Source organism: Nocardia sp. NPDC051990, from assembly GCF_040680755.1.
GTDB lineage: Bacteria > Actinomycetota > Actinomycetes > Mycobacteriales > Mycobacteriaceae > Nocardia.
This window is the reverse complement of sequence record NZ_JBFAXH010000009.1, coordinates 162,507-176,226: the sequence shown is the minus strand read 5'-3', so window position 1 is coordinate 176,226 and position 13,720 is coordinate 162,507. Positions and strand designations below refer to the sequence as shown.

The 13,720-nt window shown below is 66.2% G+C and carries 8 protein-coding genes and 1 CRISPR repeat array; of the genes, 4 read left to right on the top strand and 4 right to left on the bottom strand.

The genetic code is table 11. The features are described from left to right. Nucleotides 1-8: 8 nt before the first annotated feature. The 3 genes from cas4 to cas2 are packed head-to-tail and all read left to right on the top strand — an operon-like array spanning nt 9 to nt 1,946. Nucleotides 9-647, top strand: a complete 639-nt coding sequence (cas4, locus tag AB0L63_RS19260; RefSeq protein ID WP_364502341.1) for a CRISPR-associated protein Cas4 — start codon at nt 9-11, stop codon at nt 645-647. After that, entirely contained in the window at nt 640-1,656 is a 1,017-nt protein-coding gene (cas1c, locus tag AB0L63_RS19255) for a type I-C CRISPR-associated endonuclease Cas1c (protein ID WP_364502338.1), read from the top strand. Before cas4 ends, cas1c begins: the two co-directional genes overlap by 8 nt. Next, entirely contained in the window at nt 1,656-1,946 is a 291-nt protein-coding gene (gene cas2 / locus AB0L63_RS19250; RefSeq protein WP_364502336.1) for a CRISPR-associated endonuclease Cas2, read from the top strand. Before cas1c ends, cas2 begins: the two co-directional genes overlap by 1 nt. A 142-nt stretch (nt 1,947-2,088) precedes the next feature. Further along, nucleotides 2,089-2,921: direct repeats of the CRISPR family, unit length 37 nt; unit sequence GCAGCGGCGGTCCCAACGGACCGCCGAGGATCTCAAC. Nucleotides 2,922-3,285: 364 nt separating this feature from the next. On the opposite strand, the gene mobF is transcribed toward cas2, so the two are convergent. The 4 genes from mobF to AB0L63_RS19230 form a co-directional block, all read right to left on the bottom strand. Further along, nucleotides 3,286-9,306, bottom strand: coding sequence for a MobF family relaxase (gene mobF / locus AB0L63_RS19245; protein ID WP_364502333.1), 6,021 nt, complete (start codon nt 9,304-9,306; stop codon nt 3,286-3,288). A gap of 498 nt (nt 9,307-9,804) precedes the next feature. Next, nucleotides 9,805-11,427 carry a hypothetical protein gene (locus AB0L63_RS19240; protein ID WP_364502330.1) on the bottom strand — a complete coding sequence of 541 codons (1,623 nt, stop codon included), beginning with the start codon at nt 11,425-11,427 and terminating at the stop codon, nt 9,805-9,807. A gap of 363 nt (nt 11,428-11,790) precedes the next feature. After that, nucleotides 11,791-12,372, bottom strand: a complete 582-nt coding sequence (locus AB0L63_RS19235) for a hypothetical protein (RefSeq protein ID WP_364502327.1) — start codon at nt 12,370-12,372, stop codon at nt 11,791-11,793. 113 nt (nt 12,373-12,485) lie between these two features. Beyond that, nucleotides 12,486-13,004 carry a single-stranded DNA-binding protein gene (locus AB0L63_RS19230; RefSeq protein ID WP_364502325.1) on the bottom strand — a complete coding sequence of 173 codons (519 nt, stop codon included), beginning with the start codon at nt 13,002-13,004 and terminating at the stop codon, nt 12,486-12,488. A 38-nt stretch (nt 13,005-13,042) separates the two neighbouring features. Between AB0L63_RS19230 and AB0L63_RS19225 the strand changes: the two genes are divergently transcribed. Continuing rightward, entirely contained in the window at nt 13,043-13,654 is a 612-nt protein-coding gene (locus tag AB0L63_RS19225; RefSeq protein WP_364502322.1) for a hypothetical protein, read from the top strand. Nucleotides 13,655-13,720 lie beyond the last annotated feature (66 nt).

Sequence of the window (13,720 nt, the reverse complement as noted above, 5' to 3'; positions counted from 1 at the left end):
CCGTCGAAATGTCTGGCCCCTTAGGCGTGGACGACCGATGGAACGTGCCGATTTCGGCGATCGAACACTACGTCTACTGCCCGCGCCAGGCTGTCTTGATCTGGCAGGAAGCGTATTTCGAGTCCAACCTCGACACTATTCGCGGAGATCTCGCGCACGCCGCCGTCGACAGGGGCGGGACACTCACCGGACGGGCAGGGACCAAGATCTGGCGATCCTTGCCCGTCTACAACCACGAACTCGGCATCCACGGCATCTGCGACACCGTGCACTGGACCACCACTGGCCCCGTCCCGGTAGAACACAAGTCCGGAACCTACCGCCCCGGCGGCGCAGCTGATCTCCAAGTCGCCGCTCAAGTGCTCTGCCTGCGCGAAATGTTCAACGACGAGGTGCCCTACGGTGAACTGTTCGCTGGAAAGACGCGCCGCCGTCATCAGATCGACGTCGACGAACGGCTCAGCACCGCGGTCCGGGCAGCGGTAGCGCAGTTGCGGGAAGCTATCGCGCTGAGCTCGCTCCCACCCGCGGTCAACGACAGCCGTTGTCGCCGTTGCTCTCTGCGCCCCGGCTGTCTACCGGAGATATCCGCCCACCGCAAGATCGACCTGTTCCTGCCACGAAAACCCGGAGACTGCGGTGCCTGAACTGCTCAAGACCTTGTTCGTCACAACGCCGGGAACAAGCCTTCACCTCGACGGCGACGCACTGCGGGTGTACCACGCGGACAAACCCGGCCGACACCTGTTACCCCTGGTTCGAATCCAAGACATCGTCGCATTCAACGGGGTTACCCTCACCGATGATCTGCTGCATCGATGCGCCGCGGACGGCCGGGCGGTCACCTGGCTAACGCGCAACGGCAAGTTCCTCGCTCGGGTGTCGGGGCCGTTGACGGGCAACCCGCAGCTGCGTTTGCAACAGATCCGTGCACACGATGACCGCGCGCACCGACTACTGCTGGCCAAAGCTATGGTTGCGGGCAAACTACACAACTACCGGCAACTGCTGCTTCGAGCCGCACGTGATGTCGATGGCACCCGCCAAACCACGCTGCGCGCCACAGCCAGCCGACACGAGACTGCGCTCGCTACACTCGGACAAGCCCGCGACCTGAACGAGGTACTGGGTATCGAAGGCCGAGCCGCCCGCGACTACTTCCAAAGCTTTCCGTCCATCGCGCCGGGAACACAACCTGGCCGCCGCAAACGACCACCAACCGACATCGCCAACTGCCTGCTCTCATTCGGATACGGCATGCTGCGTGCATCCGTTCACGGCGCTCTTGAACAAGTAGGACTCGATCCCTACATCGGATATCTTCACGGCATACGCCCGGCCAAACCCGCACTAGCGCTGGACGTCATGGAGCAGTTCCGGCCGCTGCTGGTCGACCGCCTAGTCCTCACACTCATCAACCGCGACCAGATCACAAAAGCGCACACAGTGACACTGCCAGGCGGTGAGGTTCAACTCACCGACGACGGACGCCGCTTCTTCCTTGAGCAATGGTCCCTCGCCCGCGAACGGAACTGGCCGCACGTCTACCTCGACCGCGATATCCCCGCAGGATTGCTCCCGCTGATACAAGCGCGGCTGCTCGCCCGGCACCTGCGTGGAGACAGCGAAACCTATCTCCCTTGGATGGTGACCTGATGGAACTGCTGATCACCTACGACGTCGAGACGGTCACTCCGGACGGAGTCGCCCGGCTACGTCGAGTAGCCAAAATCTGCGAGGGTCACGGCTACCGAGTCCAGAAATCAGTATTCGAGATCACTTGCACACCAGCCACACGACTTCGGCTGGAAGCAGCCCTGGCACACGCCATCAAACCCGACACCGACAGCATTCGTATCTACCAACTCGACGCCGGCACCTTCTCCGTAGCACGACACCTCGGCGCCGTGACGAAACCACCCCACGACGAGCCACTCATCCTGTGAACACCTGATCCAGTTCGGAACCCCCAGTGCGACCACAGCACCAGGGAGGTTCTCAACCGCCATGCAGCGAAAACAGCGACACCCCAAGAGCGCCATCAATATTCGAAGCGGCCCGAAACACGAAAACAGCTGGTTATCCAGCGCAGCGGCGGTCCCAACGGACCGCCGAGGATCTCAACGGGTTGTAGCGGAGGAACACCGCGCCGTCGCGGAGCAGGCAGCGGCGGTCCCAACGGACCGCCGAGGATCTCAACCCTTTGTCGTCCACGGCCATCCGATAACCCCACGGCAGCGGCGGTCCCAACGGACCGCCGAGGATCTCAACTCGAAGATTCCCGAGACCAGCTCACGAGCGCCACCGCAGCGGCGGTCCCAACGGACCGCCGAGGATCTCAACGGCATCCACGTGAACAGGCTGATAATTCTGTCCAGCAGCGGCGGTCCCAACGGACCGCCGAGGATCTCAACGGCGGCGAGGGCCTGGCGCTCGCGGTTGGCTCTGGCGCAGCGGCGGTCCCAACGGACCGCCGAGGATCTCAACCTGTCTGGCCCTTGGGGTTTGGCGATCGCCGGTGCCGCAGCGGCGGTCCCAACGGACCGCCGAGGATCTCAACGGCTTCGAGCTGCTCAGCGTGGGTGAGTTCGCGAAGGCAGCGGCGGTCCCAACGGACCGCCGAGGATCTCAACACCACCTCTCGCGCGGGGGATCGCGATCCCGCGAGCAGCGGCGGTCCCAACGGACCGCCGAGGATCTCAACTTCAACAGGTAATCGACGTCAACTCCGGCGGCAAGCAGCGGCGGTCCCAACGGACCGCCGAGGATCTCAACACGAGGTTTTGGGCGGAAAGAGCAGCCATAGCTCAGGCAGCGGCGGTCCCAACGGACCGCCGAGGATCTCAACCCCGGGTAAGATCCTTACCTCGCTGAAGGTGATTCGGCAGCGGCGGTCCCAACGGACCGCCGAGGCTCTCAACTATTTAAATGTTGATGAAGGCACCAGTGGTGATGAGCACCTTCTCCGCGGTGACCTCATCGATGCCCCCGTCATCGTGGATCACCTGCAGCTTCCACAGCCCCGGTCTTTGCCGATCGCGTGGACTACGCCGCGCAAGCATCGGCCCCCGGCAGCGTCGGTCAGAACGAGTTGGGCGGCGACGAGTTTTCTCGGGTTCAGGTAGCACGGCAGATCCGGGCTTCATCGAAATGGGCACTGACGCTGCTGCTGACCCGCCCCAGGCCCACGGGTTCGCCCTGCTCGACGACAAGGACGTCGGCGCCTTCGCGGCTGAGATACTGTGGCGACGTCAGCAACCAACGGTTTGCTGTTTCGTTCAGCGCTTATAGTCCGAGGTCATCGTCTGGAAGGTGATTGACAGGCTCGGCGTGGTCGGTGCTGTTCTCATGCCCGGGTTCGTCTGCCGGTTCGATGTGGTCTCGATGGTGTTGTTCGTGTGCTAGCTGAGTGTGGGTGAGGTTGCGCCGGCGGCGTTGCTCGGTGCGGTATTCCTCAAGCTGCTGGTTGATGTCGGCGATGCGGGTACGGACTTCATCACCGGCGTGGGCTCCTGCTTCGGTGTGGTGTTGGTCGGTGTCTAGTGCGTGTTCAGGGGCGGTGTTCAGGAGTTTGTCCCAGCCGTCCGGGGTTCCGGCGAGCAGGATGGCGTCGCGTTTTGCTTGGCGTGCGGCGGCGCGTGCGGCGCTGTGTTCGCGGTTGCGCGTGGCTTGTTCGGCGATCAGAGTGTCGATGCGGGTTTGCAGTGCTCGGCGTTGGCCGCGCCGGTAGGTGGGTGTGGCGTCGAGATCGGCGCGCGCGTCGTGGAGTTCGGTCGCGACGGCGTGGAAGGCTTTGGCGGCGGTGTGGAGTTGCTGGTCGGCGGTGTGGGCGTCGCGGATCGCCCGTTGTGCTGCGGTGTGGCGGCGGGCGAGATCGTCTGGGTCCGGCTGATTTTCGGGTGGGTGCTGGGGTGGGTTGAACAGGAATGTCTCGGTGTCGGCGAGGGCCAGGCGTTGGTGTAGTTGGGCGATGTGCTCGTCGAGTTGAGTGTCGGTGAGCACGTAGAGCGGATTGCCGAACGCTGGATCGGCGGGGTCGACGAATTGCGATGGCTGGGTGGCGTCGGGGAGTGGGTGATCGTGGAGCCAGGCTTCGATCGCAGCCCGGTGTGCTGGGTTGCGCGTGGCGCGCCAGTCGCGGCGCAGCATGGCGCGAGCGGCGGCGGAGGGTTCGGTGGCGGCGATGTGGGTGCAGCGTGCGGCGATGTGGTCGGCGGGATCGTGGTCGGGAATGCCTTGCCTATTGCTGTCGCGGCATTCGCCGCATAGCCCGTCGTCGGCGCGGCGCGACGGCACGGGGGAGGCGTCGGTGCGGGTGCGTTCGAGGCCGCAGGCGACACAGCCCAATCCCTGGGTGTCGGGTAGGGCGGCGCGGTCGTAATCGAGCGGGCGGTGCTTCGGGCGCGCGTCGGGTAACACCTGGCGGTAGTAGTGATGCAGAACCCCGTCCGGAATCATGTTGTCGTGGGGTTGGTCGTCGACGTCGGCGCGGGTGTCGTGGTAGCCCTGGTCGGCTCGGCGGGCATCGATCTGTGCGTCGGTGAGTTGTTCGCGGCGTGCATCGGGGTCGATGTGGCCGGGGTGGTCACGGGCGACTTCGCGGTGGCGGTCGCGGCGGTAGCCGGGTTCGGCTGGGCGGTTGGGGGTTTGGTAGACGTGCGGGTCGCTGTCCGGTGTGCATGCCTGGATGAGCGCGCGATGCTCAGGGATTCGCTCGGCAGCCCACCGCAACCGTGCGCGAGCGACGGGAAAAGCATTGCGGTACAGGGTTTCTGCGATGTCGGCGAGAATGGTGTGTTGTTCGTCGGTGGCGATGTCGGCGAGGTCGCCGTAGGTATCGACGGCCGCGGCGATCTGGCCGCTACGGAAAAGTTCGGCCACCTCACGAATACGGTCGGGCAAGTCAAAGGCGACGCGTTCGGCTCCGACATCTACATCGAATGCCGGTGATGGCGCAGGTTCGGGGATCAATGCTTGGCGGCCTTCCTGGTTGAGTTCGGGTTCTCGTGGTGCATCAGGGGATGCGGTGGATTCGGGTGAATCCGCGCGAGCAGGCGCGTCGGTGCTCGACCGGTCGCGGTCTTGGGTAGGTATGTGGTGCAGGAGTGCGTCGATGCGCCAGGCCAAAGCGCTGGCGAGTTGGTCGGGGCGCAGGCTGGAGGTGTCGTCGGGTTGAGCGGCGAGGAGCAGTTCGTGCGCGGTGGTCAGTAGCTGCGGGGGTGTCCATGCGGTGCCGGTCGCGCGGTCGATCGCGGCGACCACGCGCGGCCAGGCCGGGTCGACGGTGACACGGTCGGCGGCAGCGTCACCGAGCACGGTGCGCAGATCGGTGATCCAGTCCGGGCGCAGGTTGCGTTGGCCGAGGCCGGTGTCGAGTGCTGAGGGTTCCAACTCGAGACGTGACCACAGCGCGGCGGCGGGCATTTGATCGGGAAGCGGTCGAGCCGCCGCGGCGTCGGTGAGCCGGGCTTCGATGTCGATTCCCGCGCGGGAGGCGACTTCGATCTTGTCGGCGAGGACGGGCCAATACGGGTCGGATACGACGCGGGCGTCCAAACGCTCGATGGTGGTGGCCCATTTGTTGACCGGCAGACCGATGTCGCCGAGCGCGTTGGTGACCCGCTCGTTGAGGAGCTGTTGGTGCTCACGTTCGAGCGCGCCGTAGCGGGGTCCTCCGGTGGGGCGCATGTCGCGGTCGTTGACATGCAGGCTGGCGCGCCAGACCGCGAGCTCGCCGAGCAGCCCTGGATCGGTGCCGATGAGAGGTCGAGCCCAGTGCGGCGCTGTTACCGGAGTCCACCACTGGATGTCGCGTCGGATCTGGGCCGCGAGGTCGCCGACGATGCGGGCGCGCGGGGTGAGTTGAGTGGAGTCGAGGTCTTTGCGTAGACCGCGCGGGATTCCTTGTACCCACGGCAGCGGTCCGATACCGGTGGAGTGCGCGCCGGAGGGGTCCAGACGCCAGCCCAACACCGCGGCAACATCATCGGCGGTGTCGAGTTCCCGCACGCCCGCCGCATTGTGCAGGGCAGCGATCGGGTCGCGCCCGGACAGCGCGATCGTCGCCAGATGCTGACGCAACACGGGGTAGGCGGGGCTGTCGGTGAGGTTGGGGCGCAATGCTTCCGCCGCGGCGTCGAGACGATCCAGGCCATCAGCGCCGAGGGCATGTTCGGCGGCGACACCGAGGGCGTCGAGGTAGATATCGAGTGCGCGGCCGATCCGATTGCGCGGGTCGAGCGCGTCGCGCAGTTGCGTGTGTGCCGAGGCTTGAGCGCCGTCGCGGCCCAGGATACGCAGCAAAACCTCGACCGCGGTGCGCGGAAACACCGCCGGCTCACTCCAAAACGAGCCCTCACTGCCGTCCAACGCGGTCGGAACGTAGGCGTGGTTGGCGTGCACACCGCGGGTCATCGCGACGTAGAGCTGCTGGCGGGACTCACCTCCGGTGAGCGCGACATGGCAGATATCGGCGGTGATTCCTTGCGCGGAATCGATCGTTCTCGCGTACCCGAGACGCACGAACTCGGACACATATCGCGGCGGAAGTGTCACCGTCTGACCGCGTTGACGACCCGAACGCAGGTGCGTCACGGTCAAAGCTCCATCGTCGTGGACACCGGCAACGATCCACCGATACCCGTTGCGAACCCAATCTCGATCGCCCACACGCAGGCGTCGATCGTTGCGCCGGGTGACGATCGTATCCCCGATCGACGCGCGAAGCCCGTCCGCGAGCACACGTTCGGGCCCGACGAGGACGCCGGAACGAGCGATCCGATCCGCGCGGGCGCGTTGGTTGAGCTCGCCCACGATGTCGTGCGTAGCGGCGAGCATGACGCTGTCGTGACCGTTGAGATGGTCGGCGATCCAGCCGGTGTAGGCGTCGTCGTGGGTGGTGGCGGGGGCGCCGGAGTGGATGAGTCGGTGATCGAGGTAGAACCCGAGCGCGGCCGGATCGCCTTCGCGCAGCTGCAAACTGGCCGTCGCTTCGGCCGTCGAGGCAAAACGGACGACGTGGGTCAGCGTCAGGGTCTGCTCGGGAGCTGCGGCGTTCATGTCCGCGTCCGCGCCGCCGGCCTCGATCGCGGGCAGCTGCTGATCGTCACCGATGCAGCGGATCGTCGCCCCGCGCCCGGCCAGAAACCGCAGCAGCCGTAGGCGTTTGAGGTTGCCGAGCTTGACGTGCTCATCGACGATCACCAACGTGTCGGAGTTGATCTGCAGCACCCACTCCGGCAGCGGCGGCGGGTGCTCGCGATCCAGCGCCGGGTTGTCCGGTCGCGGTAGGTGACCGATGAGGACGTCGAGAACTTTGTCGACGGTCTCGACCCGCGCGCCGATCGACTCCCCGAGCACCGACGCGGCTGACGCGGTGGGTGCCAGGCCGAGGACTTGTCCGCCGCTGGTGTGCCAGGCGTCGGTGAGTACGGCCATCGCGGTCGTCTTCCCGGACCCTGCAGGGGCGTTGGCGGTGTGTATCCGCAAACCCGAGGTGGCGAAGCCTTCTATGACACTTTCCTGTCCGGCATTCAGCGGCCGATCCGGGTTGAGCGTGTTGTAGTTGCGCGCCGCCGCGGTCACCGTGTCGGGGGAGAGTTGGCGGGCGCCGGACTGCACCGACAACTCGATCAAGGCCTGTTCCACCGACAACACGTGCGTCGAGGTATACAGCTGCGAGCCCGCAGCCGTGTAGACGCTGGAGCCGTCGCGACGACGCAACAGGTCGGGCACCATACGCAATTCGGGCGCATCCGCGATATCGGGATCGCCGCGTTCGATCGACCGGGTCGGCGAGAGCGCTTCTGTCAGAATGGCTTCGGCGGCTGGTTCCCAATCCTGGCCTCGGATGCGGCCGCGGACCTGCCGCTCGACTTCGGCGCGCACATTGTTGGGCCGCCAGGTCGCTCGGTGCTCCGCCACCACCCCCAGCACACGCTCGGCCATGTGCGCGATCCACTCAGCCGACACCGCGACCCGGGGTATCCGCACCGGATTCAAGACTGCAACGAACATCTGCGACAGCGCTTCTCGGCCGCCGAGCAGCGCGACGGCTTCCGCCCGCCAGCTGGCGCGTTGTTCGGCTAGCGACCGCAGTTGATGTTTGGCGTGGCGGGTTTCCAGAGTGGCGCGCTGAGCGAGGTCATACATTTCCCCAGGGATCGGTTCACGCCCGAACCGGTGTTGGAACTCGGTCGCGAGCTCGCCGAGGCGCACCTTGATCGCGGCTTCGCGCCGCGACCACGCCTCGATCAACGTGGCTGGGATGCCGACGATTTCGCGGATCGGTCGCTTGGCAGGGTCTGTACCAGCCCGTTCGGCGAACTCCACGCCGACGAGATCTTCGAGGTGGTGTTCCAAGCGGGTGTTGTAGATCTCGGACACCGTGACGACAGCGCGGTATATCGCTGCACCGTCGAGGGTGCGCCACCGCCCATCCAGGGTGCGAACCCGGTTGGCGATCAGCACGTGCGTGTGCAGGTCCGGGTCTCCGGCGCGGCTGTCGCGGTGGGTGAACTGTGCGGCCACGATGCCCTCGACATCGACCTGCCGGATCCCGTTGCGCCCCAACCGGGTGAAGATCGCGCGCTGTTCCAGCCAGGTGAGTGCGTCGCCTATCGCGGCCTGGTGTGCGGCCTCGATCTTCTCCGCGACCGGGCGGGGCGCCAGAGCCCACAGCACCGACACCGACTTCACCGGCGAGAAAGTGATGTCGAAACCGGCGACCGCGGTCGTGTTCGGGCGAGAGTTCTGTGCCACCCACCCCGATAATTCACGCTCATTCAAGGGCGCGCGATTGTAGGTTTCGGTGAACATTTGTGTCGCGACAGTGGTGCGAATCCGCGCTCGTTCGGTATCGGGAATGGCGTCGTGCGGGTCTGATCCGTGCGCAATATTGTGTTGCTCGAATGCCTGCGCGCACCGTTTCCGGAACTCGGAAGCCGTCGCATAAACCCGAAATGGGTTACCCAGACGAGAGGCTTTATCGGCTGTGCGTGCGGCGTCCTTGTGCTTCGTGCCGAGGCGTATCTGCTCGTCATAGACCGCGGTTTCGATCACGTCGGCGTTGGGATGACGCCCCAATCCGAACAGCGATTCCATCTGCTCTTCGGTGACTTCATCACCCGCGGTGATGCCCAGAGAACCCAGGCCGGTGCCGTGCCAGCGCCCCGGTGCTTCGCCTTGGGCCGAGTAGTAGTCGGCCAGGCTGGACCGGCCGCGAGCGGAATTGTCGTTCGCGGCGACATTACGCAGGTAATACTGATAGCCATTGCCTGCCACGACTTTATGAATTGTCGCGGTCATACATCCATCAGGCACGCATCAGGCAATTACCGCTAGGGGTTTGATTTGACTATTTTTCGTCAAATCAAACAAATCCCCACGTTGTTACCGAATTGTTATCTCCTGGATGCAAGAGGTGTGCTTGTGAGAAAGAGGTAAAGAGAGAGGGGTAGGCAAGTTGAGTAGTAGAAGAAGTGTAAGTGGTGAGGAGTGTGGATGGGTGTGATGTGTGGAGAGGCGGTGGGGGTTGAACAGTGTGGGAGACATGGTGGTCGGGAGGGTGCTGGTGAGTGGGGCCGGGACCGTGTGCGCGGCCCCGGCCCTGGCCGCCGACGTGCGTGCGTTCAGTCGCGCGGCGCGGTGTGAACGCGCGGCGCAACGTTCGGGTGAGGCGGCGTAGGCCGGTCGGGGGTCGGCGCATCACGTGGACTCCTGACAGTTTGGATGGTGGACCGGTCCGCCGTGGGCGCGAGGCAGCCACGGCGGACCGGCGATCAAAGGGAGACAGCGGATGTCGGGTCAAGCCGCCTGCGACTGACGCGGGCGGGCGGGGACGAGGCCGAGATCGATCCGGCAGGTGAGGCAGTAGTTGTCGGCGTGGATGACGCTGTAGCGGGTGCAGCCGTCGCAGCGGCCGTGACGCTGATCGGCACCCAACCTCGCCCGCCCCTTGCGCACGGCAGTGCGGGGACGCGGTGCTACATCGGTGGCGGCAACCTCGGCGGCACGTTGGAGCGGCTTGGCCGGGTTCGGGGTCAGCTCGGGATGGGTGGCGAGGAAGCGGGTGAGGTGGCGGCAGATCGGGTGCGGTGCGGCCCGGTGCCAGACTTCGACGATCAGGGCGTGCGCGGCGGCGGGGTAGGTGGCGGCGAGGAATTCACATCGAGAGACCACGAAGTCCGCAGTGGTGAAGGTCTCGGGCAGCGCCGCGATCCCGGGACGGGAGTCGGCGCGGCAGTGATCGCAGAGCCCGTCATCGGAGACCAGCTGTCCGTCACGGGTGTGGATGGGTCGCTGGTCGGTCATGGGGCGTTCGATGAAGCACGACACGCACCGCCAGCCCATGACCGGGACCATCGCGGCGTCGTCGTAGTCCAGGCCGTTGCCCTGGTTCGGGATCTGCGGTCGTGCGTCGTCACGCACCCGCAACCCGGTGCGGGCATCGGCGAACGCCTTCGCCTCGTCCTCGGTGATCCGGCCGCTGCGCCGCGGCGCACCGCCCTGGCCGCGTCGGCGCGAGCGCTGATCCCGCGGCGCACCGCCCTGGCCGCGTCGGCGCGAGCGCCGATCCCGCGGCGCGGTGTCGTCGTGGCCCTCGAAGTAGTCGTTGGCGCGTTGCTCCAACGTCTGGTCGGTCTGCTCGCCGTCGCGGTCGCGGCGGGCAGTCCACGCGGCGCGGTGCTCGGTGTCGTACTGGCCCGCAACATAGTTGACGTAGACGCGGTCCCACAGCGCGGTGGCGTCGGCGTGGTCGCGGGCATAGCGACGGCGCTGGCGCTTGGCGCGTTCCGCCTGGGAGTCGGGATCGGGCACCGCAACCTCGATCGGGCGCTGCGCTGGTTCGGGCGCGGCGTTGGGGTCGGCGATGGTGGTGCCGTCGGTGAACATGCTGCCGGTCACGTACCCGGTGATGATCGCCTCGGTCGCGATCGCATACGGCAGCAGGTGGGCACAGTGATCCCCAGGAATACTCGGCGTCGGAACCGGTCGGGCCTGCGTGCGCGCGGCGACCTTGTCGGGGGCATTGCGGGCGGCGTCGGTGGCTCGCGCCGGGACGCGGTAGGTGATGAGCGGGCGGTACCGGTCACGCACCGGCATCGGCGGGAGTTCGGCGGCGGTGTAGGAGATTTCGAAGATCTCCGGCAGGCCCCGGGTGTGCAGGCCGGGGTCGGTGTCGGGGGCGCACAGCTTGATCAGCTCCCGCCGCTCGGCGTCGGCGGCCTTCCACATCGCGTCGAGCCGTTTGTGCGCGGTCTCGAACGGGTAGCGGGTGAAGGTGTCGGTGAGCTCGTCGAGGAACGCACGCTCGGCCGGTGTGGCGAGAGCGAGCACGTCGGGGAACATCTCGCGCGCGAGGCGCGGGCTGTCGACGTGGAAGAGGCAGTCCAGGTGGAACAGAGCATCGAGGAAAGCACTGGGCATGACGAATGTCCTGTCTCGCGAGGAAAAAGGAAACCCACCCCGGCAATCGCGTGCGCTTTCCGCAACACGAGGGGTGGGCGGCTGGTCGGGTGACCCGCCTGAAGGGCGATCAACCAGGGTGGTGAACGACGCGGCGGAGGGAACGCGCCGAAACGGGTGGGCGCGAATTTCCCGCGCACACAACCCAACCCGCCCCCAGACCGGCGGGCGTCGCGCCGGAGGGAAATTCGTGCGCGCACGGGCGCGGGCCCGCAGGCGCGGCGCGCGCCACCCTGGTAGCCCTTCAGTCAGGCGGGGCGCTCGACCAGACGAACACCCCGGACACACTTGGCCCTCTTGTGTTCTTCCTTCGCGAGATGCAGGTCAGGCCACCAACAGCGGACGGTCCGCGAAGTAGGCATCGGCGTCGGCTTCGCCGCGTCGGCGGCGTGCGGCGCTGCGTTCGTCGCGGGCACGGTGGCGCAGCGTCACGGCCCCGATAGGCAGGGGCGTGTGACGGGCAGGGCGGCGCGCGATCGCCTCGGGCGTGGTCCGTGCCGCCTCGGTCGCCGCGGTCGGGATCGCGTGCAGGCGAACGTCATCGGCGAGATCACGGACCGGGGTCCGCGCCCACCGACCGAGTTCGACTTCCACCGGTACCTCGACGGCGTCAGCGGCCTCGTACAGGCCGGTATCGCCGTCGGTGATCTCACCGGGTTCGACCTCGGGTGCTCCGATGCGGGCGCGTGCGATCGAGACCACCCGTGCCAGTGCCGTTTTCGGGCTGTGGGCGAAGGCCCGGTGGATCAGTCCCAGACACGCCCAGTCTTCGGCGGTGACGTCCATGAGCGCTTGCCGGAACTCCAGGCGCGCCCGATACGGCTCAGCGTCGATCAGCTCGGCGAGGGCGGCGATATCGGTCAACAACGGGGTCACCGCGATCGCGGTGCGGGAAGGAGAGGTCATAGTCACATCGGCTCCTGATCACGAAAGTGGAATGGATAGAGCGGGATTCGCTTCGGTGGACGACAGGTGCCCGGCGGCGTCAACCGCCGGGCACCGTGTGTTGAGCAGGTAGTTCAGAACCCGGGGTCGTCGCTGCCGGTGCCGCCGCCGAACGAGCCCGCGCCGTTGACCGCCCACGGGTCGTCGGTCTTGCTGGTGCCCGCTGCCGCGCCGACCAGCTCTGCGGACCGGTCATCGGAGTTCGGGCCAGCGGCCGAGCGCCCGAAACCGTTGTCGCCGTTGGTGCCCCGCCTGACGCGGTTGGGCTTGGCGGTGGCGTAGCGCAACGAAGGGCCGAGTTCGTCGACTTCGAGCTCGACGACGGTGCGGTTCTGACCGTCGGGGGTCTGCCAGCGGCGCTGCTTCAGTCGGCCAGTCACAATCACGCGCGAGCCCCTGGTCAAGCTCTCCGCGGCGTTCTCCACGGCCTCGCGCCAGAGGTCGCAGCGCAGGAACAACGCTTCGCCGTCTTTCCACTCACCGGTGTTACGGTCGGGGTAGCAGGGTGTGGAGGCGACGATGAAATCGGCGACCGCCACACCATTGGGGGTGAAACGAAGTTCCGGGGCGGCGGTCAAGTTGCTTATCTGCACTACTTGACCTGTCGGTGTGCCGGAGCATGATGGTGGGCGTGACTAACTTCGAGGAGTTGCCCGAGCTGACGGCCGAGCAACTGGCCGCCATGTCCGAATCAGAGCGGGTCGCTTATGAAGAACTCAGGCAGATGGGTCCTGCTGAGCGGGTGCGGTTTCTCGGACAGGTGAAAGTTGTTGCCGCAGCGGAGAAGTTCCTTGCTTCCGTGTGCGATCGCCAAGACCTGAGGACCGTCTGGCCGCGGGTTGATCCGGTTCTGCGGTTGTGCTCGGCGCAGCAGTGGATTGTCGATAACGCTCGTTCATTCAACGCGGAGGGCTACGACCGCGACGACGTCGCCGCTGCTCTCGCGAACGAGCAACCTGACCACCCTCTATGGCAGCACTTTGAACGTGTTCACGTGCGCAGTATTTCGGGGATCGTCCCCGCGTCGGCTGTTCGTGGTATCGGCACGCATACCCGAATGATCGCTCCGGATGTGGAGATGCTGTATGTGCATGACCAGACTGGTCGGGAAGGCAGTGCGTGGCAGCCCGGTGAGGAACGATTCGTGTTTCCCATTGCGATGCGATGGGACGGGGAAGACTGGCTGGTGGCGTCTCTCGGGTCGGAGAGTCTACCGGTTCCAGGCTGGCCGCCAACCTTCTGAGGCGACTTCACGCCGCCGGATTCGCTCTGGCCGGTGAGAACCGGCCAGAGCGAGATGGCAGACCAT

Coding starts and splice junctions, on each gene's coding strand:
- cas4 (WP_364502341.1), top strand. CDS start 9: ATGTCTGGCCCCTTAGGCGTGGACGACCGATGGAACGTGCCGATTTCG.
- cas2 (WP_364502336.1), top strand. CDS start 1,656: ATGGAACTGCTGATCACCTACGACGTCGAGACGGTCACTCCGGACGGA.
- mobF (WP_364502333.1), bottom strand. CDS start 9,306: ATGACCGCGACAATTCATAAAGTCGTGGCAGGCAATGGCTATCAGTAT.
- AB0L63_RS19240 (WP_364502330.1), bottom strand. CDS start 11,427: ATGCCCAGTGCTTTCCTCGATGCTCTGTTCCACCTGGACTGCCTCTTC.
- AB0L63_RS19235 (WP_364502327.1), bottom strand. CDS start 12,372: ATGACCTCTCCTTCCCGCACCGCGATCGCGGTGACCCCGTTGTTGACC.